Below are 18,034 nucleotides of genomic sequence, written 5' to 3'. Positions count from 1 at the left end.
GACTGACATCGAGGAAAACATCATGTTAAAGACTTTAATGACACTGGCTGATCGCGTATCGGCCGCCCCCGAAGCCAGCGCGCACTGCGATGGACCCTGTGGCATCTACGACCCAGCGTCGGCGCGCATCAGTGCCGAAGCTGTGCGTTCGATGACCAAAAAAATGTTGGCGCTCGAGGCGCCTGCCGGCGGTGATAATGCTGCAATGGCGGCGTATCAAAACACCATGAGTCGCTACATTGCCATCAAAGAGCAGCAGGCGCACGAAACCAAGGAACACCTGCTGGTGCTGTGGACCGATTACTTCAAGCCCGAGCACCTTGAGCAATTTCCAAATCTACACGATGTATTTTGGAAAGCGGCGAAGCTGTGCTCGTCATGCAAGGTGGAAGTTTCACCACAGCATTGCGATGAGTTGATCGATGCGGTCAAAGACATTCACGATATCTTCTGGAAGTCGAAAAACCGAGACGTCGAATGGGTGTTGGCCGGGTAACGGTTGGCGATGGCCTTCCCGGGTGGCGTACCACCCGGGAAGTGTTGCTGTGGTTATTGGGCCGCCGGCGTCGATTCCGCGTGGTTAACCAAAGCATGCAACCCACGTTGCAAGCGGGCGGTTACGTGTTGGTCGATCCGAATGCGAGTGCGCACGGCGATTTGCGACCCGGAGAGTTGGTGGTTGCCTGTCATCCCCGTCAACCCGATCTGATCGTGGTTAAGCGGGTTGCCGCGATCCAACCGGGCGGCATTGTGCTCTTGAGCGATAATCCAAGTGGGAGTGAAGACAGCCGTCATTTTGGTCCGGTCCCGCATGCACTCATTCGCGGGCGGGTGACGCACGTCATTCACTAGGCGTCGCCTGGCACGTTGACCTTGCCTGAGCCACACAACGTACACACTTGTCTCCTCGGTATGCATGTCTGACCTAAACGAAACCGCGCTTCGACGCCAGCTCGACGAAGGCCTATCGGGCCTACAGAATGCGACACGGCCCAACGACACGCAGTGCGGTCAGTTGGTGGCCTTTGTCGCGCTCCTGGCAAAGTGGAATAAGGCGTATAACCTCACCGCGATTCGCGAGCCAGCCGATATGGTCAGCCACCATCTCCTCGATAGTCTAACGGTGGCGCCGCATCTGCATGGTCAACGCTGTGTTGATATCGGTACTGGGGCGGGTTTGCCCGGACTGCCGCTGGCCATCACGCATCCGGACAAATCGTTCTTACTGATTGATTCAAATAGTAAAAAAACACGTTTTATTACGCAGGCGGTGGCCGCGCTGTCGTTATTGAATGTGGAGGTGTGGCAGGGTCGTTCCGAACACTATGAAGCGGGCGCGGGCTTTGATACGGTGATGTGCCGGGCGGTGGCGAGTCTGCCTCGGCTGGTGGAGATTGGGGGACACCTGTTAAATAACGGTGGGCGTTTGGTCGCACAAAAAGGCCGGATGCCCGATGCCGAGCTGGCGGAGCTGCCGGTTGGCTGGCGCGCGACGACACATGTCGCACAGGTACCTGGACTGGAAAACAAAACACGGCACATTATTGTGCTCACACATCACTGACGCCGTCGTGGCGCAGCGGGTAGGCCGCATGAACAAGATTATTGCCATCGCAAACCAAAAAGGCGGTGTGGGAAAAACCACCACGTGCGTCAACCTCGCGGCCTCATTGAGTGCCACCAAGCGGCGGGTGTTGCTTGTTGATCTCGATCCACAAGGCAACGCTACGATGGGCAGCGGAGTGAACAAACACACGGCGGAAAATACCGCGGGTGCGGTGATGCTCGGTGAAGCCACCATCCAAAACACCATTGTCGCGGCCGACAAGTCCGGTTTTGATGTGGTGCCTGGCAATGATCAGCTGACCGCCGCGGAAGTGAATCTCATGAAAGAGTTTGGCCGTGAAACGCGGCTGAGCAAGGCGCTGGAACAGGTTCGCGACCAATACGACTACATTCTTATTGACTGCCCGCCGTCGCTAAATATGCTCACGGTGAATGCGCTGACAGCGGCGGACGGCGTCCTGATTCCAATGCAGTGTGAGTATTACGCGCTCGAGGGCTTAAGTGCGCTGGTGCAGACCATCGAACAGATCCGCGACGCGGTCAATCCGTCGTTGGAAATCGAGGGGATACTGCGCACTATGTTTGATCCGCGCAATAATTTGGCCAACGACGTGTCGTCTCAGCTTATCCTGCACTTTGGTGACACGGTGTACAGCACGGTCATTCCCCGCAACGTACGATTGGCCGAAGCCCCCAGTTTTGGCGTGCCGGTGATAAAACACGACAAGTCGTCCCGCGGTGCACTGGCGTATTTGGCGCTTGCCGGTGAAGTCAATCGTCGTCATGGCGATCGGCTACGCGAATCCGCCTAGCCCGACCATCGCTCGATCGCTGCGCAACACCTTATAAAAGCACCGCCCTAGCCCAAACCGGCACAAAAGCGCTCAACAGATTCGGCCTAGCCCAGGCCAGCCGACCCGTCTGCGCGTTCGATACTCTTTGTAAAGGCCACGCTGACCGGCGAATGCCGGTGCAGCCGAACGCGAATCCAGTCCAGTAACGCGCGGCGTAGCGCGCGCTGCGCCCAACCGTCGTTGCCGGTTGCCCGCCACGGCGCATCGTGCGTCGAACGTCGCCATTCTGGCGAGCCTGAACACGACCGTGTCATCGAGCGATCCTCCTTGCGAAGTGGACATAACGTCCTGATTTTCATCGCTCAAGTTCTGTCGGTGGCGGTCGCTATCTTATTCAGCAGGGGCTCGATGGCAGACAGCATGAAACTATATCAACAGCTTGCGCTTATTGTTGCAGTCGGCGTGTGCGCCTATGCGAATGCCGCTCATAAGGAACCGAAGGGTACCCTGTGGGAGGCAGAACCGCCGATGTTGCAATACGACACGGTGGATGGATTGAGTCAGGGCGACGTGTTGGCCATTACACAAGATGACGCGGGTCATCTTTGGGTGGCCACTCATCGAGGACTCAATCGCTATGATGGGGTTGAGTTTCTAAATTTCACCAAGGCCGATGGGCTGCTTTATAACTACGTAACGGCGCTTCACACCACCTCCGCTGGCCAGATTTGGCTGACCGATGCCAAAAGCAACCTGATTTTAATCGATAACACCTCGGTGACGAGCATCACCCCGCTCAAGGGGTTGAGTGATTCGGTTGTGCGAGAGTTCGTTCGGTTTCGCGGTCGCTTTGTGTTTGCGACAGAAGATGCAGGCCTGTTCAGTTTGCCAATTGGAAACCTCGATGCCACCCCGGCTCTCCTACGTGGTAGCCAGGAGAAAACATCGCAACTGAGCGTTTGGAATGATGCGCTATGGTTTGTGCAAGACAACCAACTCTTCAAATGGTCAGGTGGCAGCGACGTCGACATCGAGCTCGTGCAGGAGAACGTTGTCAGCAGCTACATGTTGGACGGCGTGCATTGGCTTGTGAATGAGCAGCGCGAAGTGGGCGTGCTCAAAGACGGTTGGTTTAGTGTTCGGCATACGGTCCCTGGCACCGACCCGATCAATAACATCGTCGCCGGTCGAACCGGCGATGTGTGGATCAGCACCGATGAAAGCGTCTATGGCTTCCTGTCACGCGTGGACTTAAGCGGCGAGCGTCGCGAAGAGTTCGTCTCGTTCCCCGATTTGGCAGAGGTCAATACCCTGTATATCGATCACGAGGACACGCTGTGGTTGGGGCGCTATGGCGGTCTATATCGCCATCTGGGTAATCGATTCACGCATTACCGAAATCGCTTTTCCGCCAACTCAAGTGTTGTTTGGGTGGTGACCCAAGACGATGCGGGTAATTTCTATTACGGCACCGGCACTTCCTTGCTGAAACACTCCACCAACCGTGTTGTCACAGACCTGTCTGCGCGCTACGACCTGCCTTCGGGCCGTGTTCGGGTGGTTGAATCCTATGTCGACGGTGTGCTTTATGTGGGTGTGGCGGGGCGAGGCCTTTTTCGTCTTGATACACAGCGTGATGTGGCAACGTTGGTGGCAGGTACGGCCAACCAGATCATTCTCGACTCCCATTTGGATGGCACCGGCCGTCTTTGGCTAGCCACAGACGGCGCGGGCATCTTGACTATTGATGTCGATGCGGCGGGTCCTGCAGTGCCGGTGGACGACTCCTCCAAAGGACCGATCTATTCACTGTCTGAGGACCCAGCGGGAAACATTTGGTACGGCGTCGATGAAGACGGTCTCGGCGTACTGCGACCGATGGCGAATGGCCAATATCGGCATGAATTTTACGGCGAGAAATACGGTCTGACCGACAAATTGTTTAGCCATGTCGAGGCGGCGGGCGAGAACGAAGTGTGGTTGGCCGGCGAGGATAGCGTTCTCATTCACTTCAAAGAGGGCCAAACTCGGGACTACACGCGGGATTCCCCAATGAGTGACCAAAACGTCTACTCCGTGTTTGTCCAAGACGATGGCTCGCTATTGTTGGGCGGCGAGAAAGGGGTGTTCTTCTTTGACCCGGCGACACTCTACAGTCGTGGACTCAGTTTGCTTCATGGGTTTATGGGGCTGGAAGTCAATGCGCACGCGAATTTTCTCGATCGCGATGGCTATCTGTGGTTTGGTACGATCGATGGCGCGACGCGCATGGATTTACGCTATGAAATGCCGACACGGGTGCCGATCACGCCGCAGGTGCTGAGCGCACGAACGCAAAAAACGCAAACGGGTCTTACGCCGGGTAGTCAGGTTGAGTACAGCGACAACGGCATGCAGTTTGTGTTTGATGGAGTCTCGCTGCTCGAGCCCCATTCGGTTGAATACAGCTATCGCCTAGTCGGCCACGACATTAATTGGAGCACGCCCGATCGCTCGCGTAGCGTGAACTACTCTGGTCTCCCGCCCGGTCAATACCGCTTCGAAGTTCGAGCTCGATATCTCGATGGACAGTGGTTTTTCAATAACGAGGCGTTCTCGTTCGAGGTGCTTGCACCGTTTTGGCTAAAGCGCTGGTTCCTGTTGTCGGTGCTTGCCGCCATCTTGTTTGTGTTGTACGCGGGATACGCCGTCCGGACACGGGCAATCAAGCGTCACAACCTCAAGTTGCGACGAGAAGTGGACGATCGCACAAAATCGATCGAAGAAGGGCACCGACGATTAGTTGCCAGCAATGAACAATTATTGCAGGAAAGCGAGGAGCGACGGCTTGCAGACATTGCTCGTGAAGAAGTTGAGACCCGGTTTCGCGTCGCGTTTCAATCGACACCCATCGGCATGGCATTTATTGATCGGGACGGTCTGATCCTGAATTCGAATCGTGCCTATCAGGAGATGTTTGTCCGGCCCGAGCGGCGTCAAGATGGCAGGCTTCGCATTAATGCTCTGACGTTCGTCGATGAGGAAGATCGCGGCACAATGCGCACGCAGTTTCTGCGGTTGTTAAATGATGAGTACGAATACTACGACACCGAATGTAGTTGTATTGCGCACGATGGTGAATTGCTCAATGCACGGCTGTTCTTAACGGCGGTGCGAAACGAACAGGGAGAGTTTGTTTATTGCATTGTACAGATACAAGACATCACAGAGGCTCGACGATTGACCGATGCGTTGGAGTATCAGGCGAGTTATGACGAACTGACTGGACTGGTCAATCGCCGCTCATTTCAGGCGGCGCTACAAAAGGCGCATAAGCAAAGCGAAGATGGCGATATACCGTCTTATCTCGTGCTCATGGATCTGGACCAATTTAAGATTGTCAATGATACATCCGGGCATTTAGCGGGTGATGAGTTGCTTCGACAGGTCAGCCAGATTATCCGCGACCAAGTGCGCGCCGATGATACCGTGGCGCGTCTGGGTGGCGATGAGTTTGGCCTTATTTTATGGCGATGTCCGAATGATGTGGCGCATCGCGTGGCGGAGTCGATTCGAGCCGCTGTTGAGGATTTCCAGTTCCAATGGGATACCAATACGTACCGTATTGGGGTCAGCATGGGCGCGGTGCGAGTCGACCAGTCATTGGGCACGATCGAAGAGATTACCCAGCTCGCTGACGCGGCGTGTTATCACTCAAAGGACGCTGGCAGAAACCGTGTTCACTTCGTTCAAGGCGATGGCGAGTCGGTGAATGAAAAGCGCGGCGAAGTGCGTTGGGTGCAGAGACTCAACGAAGCGATGGATAACAGCAGCTTCGCGCTCTACGGGCAGTTCATTCGCCCGGTTGAACCCATCGAGGGTGAGCCTGAGCGCATGGAAGTGTTGTTGCGCATGCGCGATCCAGACTCACGTAAGCTGATTCCACCTGGCGCCTTCTTACCGTCTGCCGAGCGATACGGACTCATTGTGAAGCTCGATAAGTGGGTTGTGGAGAATCTGTTCAAAACGCTGTATCTCCATCAGTCATTTGGCAGCCTCGGTCGTCGCTATTGGATTAATTTATCGGGCTCTAGCGTTGGAGATAAGCGGTTCGTTGATTTCTTGATCGACGCGGTTAAAAACTGTCGCCTACCCGAAGGCATGATCAATTTCGAAATTACCGAGACCGCCGTTATACGAAATGTCGGTGAGGCCGGTCGGATGATGTCGGCGCTGCACGATATGGGCTGCCAGTTTGCACTCGATGACTTCGGCAGCGGCCTGTCGTCTTTTGGTTACCTTAAGAAACTGCCGGTCGATTTCATAAAAATCGACGGCATGTTTATTCGCGATATCTTGACCGACGAAATCGATCGCATTTTTGTGCGTTCGATTATTGATATCGCTCGCACGATGAATATTAAGTCGATCGCTGAGTTTGTTGAGAATGACCAGATTCTCAATGCGGTAAAAGAGCTTGGCATCGATTACGTCCAGGGCTTTGGTGTTCATCGCCCTGAAACGGTGTTTGCCGAGTTACCTATGGGCGCCATGATCGGCCCTGACCCCGAAGCCGAAAACAAACTGATCCTGCCGCCTGACATCGAGCGTTCGGCATGAGGTCTTTCTTAATCTTCCCTGCGTTTCGACCCTGCCGTAGTGCTCGCACCGCGACGGCGTCGAAACCAATTAGCCATGAGTGAGAACGCATTATGGACACTACAATAGCCGCCGCCGACGTCGACACGTGCAATGCCAGCACGTTAGTCAGCATGATACGAAGTTTGCCGCCGCTGCCGGATGTCGCGCAGGAGATCATTGCGCGATTTCAGGATGAATTTATTAGTGGTAACGATATTGCGGATATTGTAAGCGGTGATCCGACGATCAGTGCGCGACTGTTTTCCTTAGCCAATTCTGCCTACTACGGTTTGCAGGAGCCGGTAAGTGACATGCGCGTTGTTGTCGGCCGCGTGTTGGGGCCAGATGCCGTGCGTTCACTGGCCTTTGCATTGGCGACCAATCGAACGTTTGATCTCAGCGCCTGCTTGGGCTTTGATTCTGACCGCTTTTGGAACCGAGCTCTAAACACGGCCGCGGCGGCACAACGATTCTCGAAGGTGGTCGAAGACCTCGATCCAACCGAACGAGAGTTTGCCTATATTGCTGGCCTTTGCCACAGCCTCGGCTTGATGGCGCTGGCGTGCAGTCTGCCTGAGAAGACCAGTGATGTGCTCAATGCACACACTGAAGACGATGAGCTCAAAATGGAAGAGTTGTGCGTGGGTAAACTGGGCTACTCGATCGAAACCGTTACCCATGAGCTGGTTAATCACTGGAAGCTGCCGCAGGAGATTGTGGTGGCCTATCAACATCGGGCTGAGCAGCGTTCCGCCGACAACAAGCTCGCGTCGATTCTCGAAGCGTCTATCAAGGCGTCACGGCAGATTGAACACATGCTTAGCGCGACCGAGCCGACCGATCTGCACATTCCCTATATTGCCAAGGACCTGCCCGACGTAGAGTTAAATACGCTCAAAAAAGCAACAGTGGGCACCGAGGCCCAACGGCAAGCGACCGAGACGACTGTGAAAGCGATGGTCGGTTAGCGAGCCGCAAGCGATTACGATGTGTTGGTCGTATCGCAGCAAGAAAGATTGCGTTGGTACTCGCGGTTCGGTATCCGGCATCGGACATTTGGTGTACCGCTCGGCAAACCTTTACCGACGTGGGGCACGGCGCCCCAGCCATTCACGCGTGTTGTTGAATCAGCTGCCGTTTTTGTTGGGCAGACAGTTGTTTAATCGCGTATTCGCGTCGTAATGCACTGCCACGGTCGGAGGCGACTTCGCGGTAGACCAAGCTGACCGGTCGTCGCACGCGCGTGTACTTCGCCCCTCGGCCTGCGTTATGAAGACTGATGCGTCGATCGACGTCTGTGCTGATGCCGGTGTAGAGAGTCCGATCGGCGCATTCGACTATGTAAACATGCCAGTTGTCAGTCGTGGGTGTTGTTTTCATTGGTGTCTATACTATCATTCTCGCGGTCATTCCCTGAATTGAACGCGAGCTACCTTGACGCTGCTGACTTCAACTTACACGCTTCTTGCTGATGTGGGCGGTACGCACACACGGTGTGCAGTGGGGACAGAAAAGGGTCTGCTGGCCATTGAGGCGTTTGATAACGACCGGTTTGACTCGCTGGAAGCGCTGCTGCATCGCTATGTGGCGCGGCAAAAGGCGCAGCATGGTGAGGTCGAAGAAGTCATTTTGGGTGTAGCAGGACCGGTCAATGGCGATCGGGTGGATATGCTCAATCGCGACTGGCATTTTATGGCCTCGGACATTAGCCATGCGGTCGGCGCGCGGCAAACTCGACTGATCAATGATTTTGAGGCGTTAGCTTACTCATTGTCGATGCTACCCAGCGACGACGTGGTGCAAAACGGCGGCAACCCCACGCCGTCGCCCTACGCCACTAAGGCGGTGCTGGGTGCGGGCACCGGTCTTGGCGTGTCGAGTGCGGTATGGACCGGCTCGCGCTGGCTCGCTGTGCCCGGCGAGGGTGGGCATGTCACCCTGGCGGCGAACACCGAACAAGAAGAGGCATTGTGTCGGTATTTGCGGGACAAATACGGCCACGCATCGGCCGAACGCGCGCTGTCCGGTGCCGGTTTGCAGAACGTCTACCACTTTATTTCCAAAAAAGAGGCGTCGCCGTCTGCCATTAGCGAGTTGGCCAAAGCAGGCGATGCCGAGGCGCTCGAGGTGTTTGCGCTGTTTTTTAATCTCCTGGCCAATGTCGGTGCGAACCTGGCGCTTACGCTCGGCGCATCGGGCGGGGTTTATGTCGGTGGCGGCATCGTCAAAAAGAACCAGGGTCTGCTAAACCATCAGGCGTTTCGAACGCGCTTCGAAAACAAAGGGCGATATCGCCACTATTTGGCGAAGATTCCGGTGTATTACATCTACAGCGACACACCCGCACTGTTGGGCCTTTACTATCTGCGTCAGCAGGCGCGTATTGAGCTGCCGCTAAGCGATTAACGTTCCACCGTTCTGTCGCGCGGCGCGGCCCATCGGTGGCGAGGGTCCGACAACAGCCGTTGGGGCGATCGCCTGATCACGCTCGACATTGCGCTGGTTGTGGCCAGCGGTTACGTTTATATTGTCGACCCTCATTGAGACGCGAGCACACCATGGCGGGAAAACGAAAAGGTCTGGGCACCGGGTTGGATGCACTGTTAAGCGGTGAGGCCCGGCGCAAACCGGCAGCCGCCGGTGCGGCCGAGTCCTCGGCAACGGTTGGGCTCAAAGAACTGCCGGTCGATTTACTCGAGCGTGGCGAAATGCAGCCTCGGGTCGATATGCGGCCTGAGGCGCTTCAGGAGCTGGCCGATTCGATTAAGTCACAAGGCATTGCTCAGCCGATTCTCGTGCGGCCTAAGTCCGGTGGCAAATACGAAATCGTCGCGGGTGAACGCCGCTGGCGAGCCGCGCAGCTCGCGGGGCTCGACAAGGTGCCGGCCGTCGTACGTGATCTTGACGATACGCAAGCCACGGCGCTGGCGCTCATTGAGAACATGCAGCGCGAAGACCTCAACCCGATGGAAGAGTCGCGCGGCCTCTACAAACTTAAGCAAAAGACTGAGTGTACCCATCAGGAACTCGCGGAGATGGTGGGTCGCTCGCGCGCGTCGGTGAGTAACCTCATGCGGCTCATGGAGCTCGAGCTCGACGTGCAGAAAATGTTGGAGTCGCGTGAACTTGAAATGGGCCATGCGCGGGCGCTGCTCGGACTGAGCGGTCGACAGCAACTGCGGGCTGCGCGTGATGTTGTGGCGGGTGGCCTGTCCGTGCGGGCAACGGAGCGGCTCGTTCAATCACTGACAAAACCCGAGGCCGCAAAATCCCCCGCGCGCACAGTCGACAACGATGTGCGCCGACTTGAAAACGAGCTCAGTGAAAAGCTCGGCACACGAGTGACCTTTCAGCAGGGCGCCGGTGGGAAGGGTAAGTTATTGATTAATTACAACTCTTTGGAAGAGCTCGAAGGTATTCTCGCCCACATCAAGTAGTGTTTCGGCCGTTTCTGAGCGCAATCTAGCTCGCCGTTGCCGGTGACATCGCCCCGAGGTCATGCCCAATAATCCGCGGCGTTCGTCCACAACAGAGGCCTCGAACGCGGGCTGGCCGCGCCGCCCGGAACGGCGCCCCGAATCAGTATGACCTGTTAGGTGATCGCCTCACGGACCCGTCTGCGCGATCCTATCGTGCGGCGCGCACCGTTGCGCAGGTGCTGTTTGTCGGCGGGTCGATACGCACAGCAAGCACCGCTTGCCCGTTCACGGTGGCGAATGGATCGCGCAGGGAGATCGATGATTCATGAAAATTGAGTCGGTAAGTGGCTGATTTCGCGAGTGCCAGATCGGTGCTCGAACGCCGTTATTCGAGGCGCGGAATGGCTGTAAAAATAGGCGAAAAGTTTTCCGTGCGCGTTGTTGTATAGCCGCAGCGCCCCCATTATAATACCGGCGCTTTTCGCTGGTGCGCCTTGCTCGGTAGAGCACGGTAAATAACTGAATTTTCGTCACAATCCAACACGATTATGACGGAAACGGGACGCGTTCCGCCCAGTCTGGGTTTCAGTTCGCCATGCGGTGAAAAGTGGGAGTAGCACACGTGAATGCGGTGACAAAAATCTTGCTGGCGCAGCTCGGTCTGACCGGGGTGGCGGGCATAGTGGGCCTGGTGGCTGCCGGGCGAGTCGCCGGGTATTCAGCGGTGTTGGGAGGAATGATCGGCGTGATTCCGAGCGCGTTTTTGGCCGCTCGCATGATGGCTGTGCGCCAGTCTGGCAATCCTCGCAAAATGCTGAACGCCGCCTACGTGGGCGAAGCCTTTAAATGGCTGCTGACGTTTGGGCTGTTTTTGGGTGTGTATCTTCTGGTGTCGCCATTACATGCGGGGGCACTGTTAGCCGGATTTATTGGAGTGCACGCGGGCGTATGGCTGGCCATCCTCGCGGATCGACACGCACTGACACGATAAGAGAAGTAGAGAGTTTCATGGCAGCGAGTGAACACGGCCCAGCCACTTCAGGCGAATACATTCAACACCACCTGCAAAACTTACAGGTTTGTAAGGTCGATGGCGCGTGGGTTTGGAATGAATGCAACGGCAATTTCTGGACCATCAACGTCGACTCGATGTTTTGGGCGATTTTTCTGGGCGGTCTCTTTCTATTCGTCTTTAGTCGCTTGACAAAAACCGCCACCGATGGCGTGCCGACGCGCTGGCAGGCCTTCCTCGAAATGATTATCGATTTCGTGAATAAGAGTGTGGAGGACGGCTTCAACGCCAAGAGCCGATTCATTGCGCCGTTAGCATTGACCGTATTTGTTTGGGTGTTCTTGATGAACCTCATGGATCTGGTGCCCGTAGATTGGATCCCTGAACTCGCCCTGGCGGCAGGCATTCCCTACATGAAAGTGGTGCCGACGACCGATGTGAACATTACGTTTGCTATGTCAATCACAGTATTCATGCTCATTATTTTCTATAGCCTCAAGCACAAAGGTGCTTGGGAGTTCGGTAAAGAATTCTGGGCGCACCCCATCTCGCCACCGTCCAAAGGCGTTGGTTTGATCTTTTGGCCGTTTGTCGTGGCATTTAACCTGATTCTCGAAACGGTCGCCTTTATCGCTAAGCCGGTGTCGCTGTCGCTGCGACTGTTCGGCAATCTCTATGCGGGCGAACTGATCTTTATATTGATTGCCATCATGGGCGCTAACGCCGCGTCGGAAGGCACTGCATCCGTTGTGCCGTGGATTGCAATGGCGCTCATTATTGTGGCGACCATTCTTCGTGTGAAAGGCAAGATCTCGACCTGGCCCTTCGTGATTAGCCTGGTTGTCATTATGGCGGTGGCGATCGCGCTAGCCGGTAGCGGTGTACTCATTCCGCAAGGCGGCATGTTGCTGCATCTCATGTGGGCAATTTTTCATATTTTGGTGATTGTGCTGCAGGCCTTCGTATTCATGATGCTGACCATCGTGTATCTGGGTTTGGCCAGTCAGCATCATTGAGCATTTTTATTTTAAGAAAGCCCGTGGTGGGCATTGTTTAGGAGACAAAGATGGAACATGTAATTGGTAGCACAGCTATTGCGGTCGCCCTGCTGATCGGTTTGGGTGCCCTGGGTGTGGGTATCGGCATGGGTCTTTTGGGTGGAAAATTCCTGGAAGGCGCTGCGCGTCAACCTGAGCTGGCTGCAGACCTGCAAACCAAAATGTTTATCGTGGTGGCGCTACTTGACGCCGTGGCGATGATCGGTGTGGGTATTGCGCTGTTCTTCACCTTTGCCAACCCGTTTGTGGGCCAGCTGCAAAACGCGCTGGGCGGATAACCGATCCGAATCCACCGGTTTGTTCGGTTTGTGTCAGGTGTGCTCGCGTAGTCGCGGGCGCACCGGCTGAATCCGGTTTCTTGACGGCTCGGACATGCGATGTGAGCCGCTCTGTCAGCAGAGGATCGTCACTGTTGCTGTTGGGAAGAACCGATTCACTTGTTGCGAACATCCACACGGATTAAAGCAGTGTCGTTAGCGACACCCCCTTTAGGAGCTAGTTGTGAATATTAATGCCACTCTGATCGCCCAAACGATCGCCTTCATTATGTTTGCGCTCTTTTGCGCAAAGTTTGTCTGGCCGCCTTTGATGAAGGCACTTGATGAACGACGCGAAAAAATCGCGGAAGGTTTGGCCGCTGGTGAGCGCGCGATCGAAGCGCAAGCCGAGGCGGAGGCCGAAGCGAAGACGTTGATTGCCGAAGCGCGAACGCAGGCCCAGGACATTATTGAAAGTGCGACCAAACGCGCTGGCGGCATTGTCGAGGAGGCGAAAACCGACGCGATCAAAGAACGCGAGCGACAGCTCTCGGCGGCGAAGTCGGAAATCGAGCAGGAAATTAATCGCGCGAAAGACGATCTGCGTGGTCAGGTCTCCGCGATTGCATTGGCGAGCGCTGAAAAAATTCTCCAACGTGAGATCGATGCCGATGCGCACAATGATCTCCTCTCGAAACTGGCGGCGGAAATCTAGTGGCCGATCTCAGCACTATCGCGCGACCTTACGCCAAAGCGGTGTTTGAGCTCGCGCTTAACGGTGGCAAGCTCGACCGCTGGTCCGAGATGCTCAACACCCTGGCAACCATTGCGGCGGACGCCGACATGACCAGTTTTATTGCCAATCCCAAAGCCACCGCGCGACAGGTGGCCGACACCGTGGCCGACGTGGCCGGCGGCGGGTTGGACGAAGCCGGCATCAATTTGATTAAACTGCTCGCGGAAAATGGCCGAGTCTCGGCTTTGCCGGATATCGCGGCACAGTTTGAGCTACTGAAAATTGACGCTGAGAACTCGGTCGATGTGGAAGTGACGTCGGTTGAGCCGATGTCAGACGACCATAAGTCTCGGTTGGGTGAGTCACTGCGGCGTAAGCTCGGTCGCGATGTGCGCATGACGTTTAACACCGATCCAGCCTTGCTGGGTGGCGCGCTGATCAAGGCCGGTGATTTGATCATCGACGGCACGGTGCGCGGGCGCCTGGACAAAATGGCGGGCAATCTCGCCGACTAGCAATACGCCGGACGTATACCGGCACTGCAAGAATATAAGCGCGATGGCATTGGCCGTCGCACCGACAATTAAGAGGAAAAAACCATGTCACTTAAGGCATCCGAAATCAGCGATCTGATCAAGCAGCGCATCGAGCGCTTCGAGTCTGCCGCTGAAGCTCGTAACGTGGGGACCGTTATCGCGGTGACCGACGGCATTATTCGCATCCACGGTCTCGCCGACGTGCAGTACGTTGAAATGCTCGAGTTTCCCGGCGACACCTTCGGCATGGCGCTCAACCTTGAGCAAGATTCCGTCGGTGCCGTGGTGCTGGGCGACTACAAACACATTTCGGAAGGCGACACAGTCAAAACCACTGGCCGAATTCTTGAAGTGCCAGTGGGTGACGAACTCGTTGGTCGCGTGGTCGATGCACTGGGTCGTCCCATTGATGGCAAAGGCCCGATCAACACCAAACACAGCGCGCCGATTGAAAAAGTGGCGCCGGGCGTGATTGCCCGTCAGTCGGTCGACCAGCCGGTCCAAACCGGCCTTAAGTCGATTGACGCCATGGTGCCCGTCGGCCGCGGCCAGCGTGAGCTGATCATCGGTGACCGCCAAACCGGTAAGACGGCGGTGGCGATCGACGCGATCATCAACCAAAAAGGCCAGGACATGGTCTGCATTTATGTGGCGATCGGTCAGAAAGCCTCGTCGGTAGCCAGCGTGGTGCGCAAACTCGAAGAGCACGGCGCCATGGACCACACGATTGTGGTGGCGGCGAACGCGGCCGAATCCCCAGCGCTGCAGTACATCGCGCCGTATGCCGGTTGCTCGATGGGCGAGTTCTTCCGCGACCGCGGTGAAGACGCGCTGATCGTGTATGACGATCTGTCGAAGCAGGCCGTGGCCTATCGTCAGGTCTCGCTGCTGCTGCGTCGTCCGCCGGGTCGTGAAGCGTATCCCGGTGACGTGTTCTACCTTCACTCACGCCTGCTTGAGCGCGCTGCGCGGATCAACGCCGACTACGTGGAAAAAATCACCGACGGCAAAGTAAAAGGCAAAACCGGTTCGTTGACGGCGCTGCCGATCATTGAAACCCAGGCCGGCGACGTATCGGCATTCGTACCGACCAACGTGATTTCGATTACCGACGGTCAGATCTTCCTCGAGACCGATCTGTTCAACGCCGGTATTCGTCCGGCGATCAACGCCGGTTTGTCGGTGTCGCGTGTGGGTGGTTCAGCACAAACCAAAGTGATTAAAAAGCTCGGTGGCGGTGTGCGTTTGGCGCTTGCTCAGTACCGTGAGCTTGCCGCGTTCGCGCAGTTCGCCTCGGATCTTGACGACGCGACGCGTAAGCAGCTTGAGCGCGGTAAGCGGGTGACGGAACTGATGAAACAAGCGCAATACTCACCGATGTCGGTGGGCGAGATGGCGCTGTCACTGTACGCCGTGGAAAACGGCTATCTCGACGATGTTGAAGAGAACAAAATTGTCGCGTTTGAAAACGCCATGGTGGCGTTTGCGAAAGATAAGTACAGCAGCGTGATCGATGGCATTACGCAAAGCGGTAACTACGGCGACGAAGAGAAAGACGGTCTCAAGAAGATTGTCGACGACTTCGTTAAATCCGGCTCTTACTAAACGCTCCACACCCTACGGTCAACGCAGCTAAGGCGAACGCACTATGTCAGGCGCAAAAGAGATACGCACTAAGATCAAGAGTGTGAAGAACACTCAAAAGATCACCAAAGCCATGGAGATGGTGGCGGCGAGTAAGATGCGTAAAGCACAGGATCGTATGGCCATGTCTCGGCCTTACGCGCAAAAGATCAGCGCGGTTATCGGTCACCTTAACAAGGCGAATCCAGACTATCGCCACCCGTTTTTGACGGAGCGCGAGGAAGTAAAGAGCGTTGGGTACATTGTCGTGACAACCGACCGCGGCCTGTGTGGTGGTTTGAACGTGAACCTACTCAAGGCGCTCGTCGCGGATATGGCTCAGTGGAACGCCAAAGGCGTTGAGGTGAACTTGTGTCTGATCGGTGCCAAAGGCTCTTCGTTCTTCCAGCGGTTTGGCGGCAACGTCAAAGCCCAGGTAACGCATCTTGGTGATAAACCCAAAATTGCGGATTTAATCGGCACCGTCAAAGTGATGTTGGATGATTATTCCGAAGGCAGTATCGATCGTCTGTTTTTGGCGAACAACGTATTTGTGAATACGATGAGCCAAACGCCGACCATCACCACGTTGCTGCCGGCAGAAACCCTCGACGCTGACGACTTGCAGGACAACTGGGACTACATTTACGAGCCCGACGCGGCCGAGCTGCTTGATGAGTTGCTGCTGCGCTACATCGAATCGCAGGTCTATCGCGCCGCGCTTGAGAATGTGGCGAGTGAAATGTCGGCGCGAATGGTGGCAATGAAGAGTGCCTCTGAGAATGCGGGCGAGATCATCGACAATCTGCAGCTGGTGTACAACAAAGCGCGCCAAGCGGCGATTACGCAGGAACTATCAGAAATTGTAGGCGGTGCAGCGGCCGTTTAAGGCGCGCACGGCAAGAACGATTGTTTATTTTTTAAAAAACGTGGCACGCGGGGCGTGCAAATTGAGGATGACATCATGAGCGCTGGTAAAACCGTTCAAATCATTGGGGCTGTTGTTGACGTGGAATTTCCGCGAGACGCCATTCCAAAAGTGTACGACGCACTCACACTCGACGAGAACGATCTCACCCTCGAGGTGCAGCAGCAGCTCGGCGACGGCGTGGTGCGCACCATCGCCATGGGTTCCAGTGAGGGTCTCAAGCGCGGCATGAGCGTAACCAACACCGGCAACCCCATTCTCGTGCCGGTAGGCACGAAAACCCTGGGCCGTATTATGGACGTGCTGGGTGAGCCGATCGATGAGAAAGGCGCAATCGGTGAAGAAGAGCGTTTGCCGATTCACCGCGCTGCCCCTGGTTACGAGGATCAGGCCGCGACCAACGAGCTGCTCGAAACCGGCATTAAAGTGATCGACCTCCTTTGTCCGTTTGCCAAGGGCGGTAAGGTCGGCCTGTTCGGCGGTGCTGGTGTGGGTAAGACCGTGAACATGATGGAGTTGATTCGTAACATCGCGACCGAGCACAGCGGCTACTCTGTGTTTGCCGGCGTGGGTGAGCGTACTCGTGAGGGCAACGACTTCTACCACGAGATGACCGACTCGAACGTGATCGACAAAGTGTCGCTTGTTTACGGTCAGATGAATGAGCCTCCGGGTAACCGTCTGCGTGTGGCGCTCACGGGCCTCACCATGTCTGAGTACTTCCGCGACGAAGGTCGTGACGTGCTGCTCTTCATCGATAATATTTACCGCTACACCCTGGCCGGTACCGAGGTGTCCGCGCTGCTGGGTCGTATGCCGTCGGCCGTGGGCTATCAGCCGACGCTGGCCGAAGAGATGGGTGTGCTGCAGGAGCGCATTACCTCGACCAAGACCGGTTCGATCACCTCGATTCAGGCCGTCTACGTGCCGGCCGATGACTTGACCGACCCGTCGCCAGCCACCACGTTTGCTCACCTTGACGCCACGGTGGTGCTGTCGCGTGCGATTTCGGAACTGGGTATCTATCCGGCGGTGGATCCGCTCGATTCAACGTCGCGTCAGCTTGATCCGCTCATCGTGGGGCAGGAACACTACGACACCGCGCGAGCGGTGCAGGGCATCTTGCAGCGCTATAAAGAACTGCAGGACATCATCGCGATTCTGGGTATGGATGAGTTGTCTGAAGAAGATAAGCTCACTGTGTCCCGTGCTCGTAAAATTCAGCGCTTCTTGTCACAGCCGTTCTTCGTGGCCGAAGTGTTTACCGGTACACCGGGTCAGTATGTGTCGCTCAAAGACACCATTCGCGCCTTCCAGGACATCGCCAGCGGTCAGTACGATCATCTGCCGGAGCAAGCGTTCTACATGGTTGGCACGATCGATCAGGTTGTCGAAAAGGCGAAAACGATTTCGTAGTGGTACGGCTCGCGTTAGCGGGCCCGTCCGTGACCGAATTGCACACTTGTATTACTAACCAATCAGGCA

At 56.0% G+C, this 18,034-nt stretch carries 18 protein-coding genes; 16 read left to right on the top strand and 2 right to left on the bottom strand.

Annotated elements, in window-relative coordinates:
• Positions 1 to 22: 22 nt before the first annotated feature.
• The 4 genes from sodN (at position 23) to AAF465_08775 (ending at position 2,378) form a co-directional block, all read left to right on the top strand.
• Positions 23 to 496 carry a superoxide dismutase, Ni gene (gene sodN, locus AAF465_08790; protein ID MEM7082818.1) on the top strand — a complete coding sequence of 158 codons (474 nt, stop codon included), beginning with the start codon at positions 23 to 25 and terminating at the stop codon, positions 494 to 496.
• On the top strand, positions 478 to 852 hold the full coding sequence (sodX, locus tag AAF465_08785; GenBank protein MEM7082817.1) for a nickel-type superoxide dismutase maturation protease: 375 nt from the start codon (positions 478 to 480) through the stop codon (positions 850 to 852). The genes sodN and sodX overlap by 19 nt, the downstream gene beginning before the upstream one ends.
• A gap of 64 nt (positions 853 to 916) precedes the next feature.
• Positions 917 to 1,564 carry a 16S rRNA (guanine(527)-N(7))-methyltransferase RsmG gene (gene rsmG, locus AAF465_08780; protein ID MEM7082816.1) on the top strand — a complete coding sequence of 216 codons (648 nt, stop codon included), beginning with the start codon at positions 917 to 919 and terminating at the stop codon, positions 1,562 to 1,564.
• A gap of 28 nt (positions 1,565 to 1,592) precedes the next feature.
• Positions 1,593 to 2,378, top strand: coding sequence for a ParA family protein (locus AAF465_08775; protein MEM7082815.1), 786 nt, complete (start codon positions 1,593 to 1,595; stop codon positions 2,376 to 2,378).
• 86 nt (positions 2,379 to 2,464) lie between these two features.
• On the opposite strand, the gene AAF465_08770 is transcribed toward AAF465_08775, so the two are convergent.
• A complete protein-coding gene (locus AAF465_08770) occupies positions 2,465 to 2,674 on the bottom strand; it encodes a hypothetical protein (GenBank protein MEM7082814.1) in 210 nt (69 codons plus the stop codon).
• 106 nt (positions 2,675 to 2,780) lie between these two features.
• Between AAF465_08770 and AAF465_08765 the strand changes: the two genes are divergently transcribed.
• Both AAF465_08765 and AAF465_08760 read left to right on the top strand, forming a co-directional pair.
• The gene (locus tag AAF465_08765) at positions 2,781 to 6,959 is read left to right on the top strand and encodes an EAL domain-containing protein (GenBank protein MEM7082813.1); all 4,179 of its coding nucleotides are present in this window, start codon (positions 2,781 to 2,783) and stop codon (positions 6,957 to 6,959) included.
• Positions 6,960 to 7,051: 92 nt separating this feature from the next.
• Complete coding sequence (locus AAF465_08760; GenBank protein MEM7082812.1) at positions 7,052 to 7,948, top strand: HDOD domain-containing protein; 897 nt, start codon at positions 7,052 to 7,054, stop codon at positions 7,946 to 7,948.
• A 142-nt stretch (positions 7,949 to 8,090) separates the two neighbouring features.
• On the opposite strand, the gene AAF465_08755 is transcribed toward AAF465_08760, so the two are convergent.
• Positions 8,091 to 8,360 carry a GIY-YIG nuclease family protein gene (locus tag AAF465_08755; GenBank protein ID MEM7082811.1) on the bottom strand — a complete coding sequence of 90 codons (270 nt, stop codon included), beginning with the start codon at positions 8,358 to 8,360 and terminating at the stop codon, positions 8,091 to 8,093.
• 54 nt (positions 8,361 to 8,414) lie between these two features.
• On the opposite strand from AAF465_08755, the gene glk reads away from it, so the two are divergent.
• From glk to atpD, 10 genes are all read left to right on the top strand, one after another.
• On the top strand, positions 8,415 to 9,386 hold the full coding sequence (gene glk, locus AAF465_08750) for a glucokinase (GenBank protein ID MEM7082810.1): 972 nt from the start codon (positions 8,415 to 8,417) through the stop codon (positions 9,384 to 9,386).
• Positions 9,387 to 9,538: 152 nt separating this feature from the next.
• Positions 9,539 to 10,417 (top strand): ParB/RepB/Spo0J family partition protein, encoded by an 879-nt coding sequence (locus tag AAF465_08745; protein ID MEM7082809.1) that lies wholly within the window; start codon positions 9,539 to 9,541, stop codon positions 10,415 to 10,417.
• A 604-nt stretch (positions 10,418 to 11,021) separates the two neighbouring features.
• A complete protein-coding gene (locus AAF465_08740; protein ID MEM7082808.1) occupies positions 11,022 to 11,390 on the top strand; it encodes an ATP synthase subunit I in 369 nt (122 codons plus the stop codon).
• Positions 11,391 to 11,407: 17 nt separating this feature from the next.
• A complete protein-coding gene (atpB, locus tag AAF465_08735; protein ID MEM7082807.1) occupies positions 11,408 to 12,427 on the top strand; it encodes a F0F1 ATP synthase subunit A in 1,020 nt (339 codons plus the stop codon).
• A 50-nt stretch (positions 12,428 to 12,477) separates the two neighbouring features.
• Positions 12,478 to 12,747 carry a F0F1 ATP synthase subunit C gene (gene atpE / locus AAF465_08730; protein ID MEM7082806.1) on the top strand — a complete coding sequence of 90 codons (270 nt, stop codon included), beginning with the start codon at positions 12,478 to 12,480 and terminating at the stop codon, positions 12,745 to 12,747.
• 223 nt (positions 12,748 to 12,970) lie between these two features.
• Positions 12,971 to 13,441, top strand: coding sequence for a F0F1 ATP synthase subunit B (locus tag AAF465_08725; GenBank protein ID MEM7082805.1), 471 nt, complete (start codon positions 12,971 to 12,973; stop codon positions 13,439 to 13,441).
• On the top strand, positions 13,441 to 13,977 hold the full coding sequence (locus AAF465_08720) for a F0F1 ATP synthase subunit delta (protein ID MEM7082804.1): 537 nt from the start codon (positions 13,441 to 13,443) through the stop codon (positions 13,975 to 13,977). Before AAF465_08725 ends, AAF465_08720 begins: the two co-directional genes overlap by 1 nt.
• 84 nt (positions 13,978 to 14,061) lie before the next feature.
• A complete protein-coding gene (atpA, locus tag AAF465_08715; GenBank protein ID MEM7082803.1) occupies positions 14,062 to 15,603 on the top strand; it encodes a F0F1 ATP synthase subunit alpha in 1,542 nt (513 codons plus the stop codon).
• 43 nt (positions 15,604 to 15,646) lie between these two features.
• Positions 15,647 to 16,510, top strand: a complete 864-nt coding sequence (gene atpG, locus AAF465_08710; GenBank protein ID MEM7082802.1) for a F0F1 ATP synthase subunit gamma — start codon at positions 15,647 to 15,649, stop codon at positions 16,508 to 16,510.
• 75 nt (positions 16,511 to 16,585) lie between these two features.
• A complete protein-coding gene (gene atpD / locus AAF465_08705; GenBank protein ID MEM7082801.1) occupies positions 16,586 to 17,965 on the top strand; it encodes a F0F1 ATP synthase subunit beta in 1,380 nt (459 codons plus the stop codon).
• The last annotated feature ends 69 nt before the right edge of the window (positions 17,966 to 18,034 follow it).

This window comes from Pseudomonadota bacterium (genome assembly GCA_039028935.1).
GTDB lineage: Bacteria > Pseudomonadota > Gammaproteobacteria > Steroidobacterales > SZUA-146 > SZUA-146.
The sequence above is the reverse complement of the archived record's forward strand: the minus strand, read 5'-3'. Positions and strand labels throughout refer to the sequence as shown.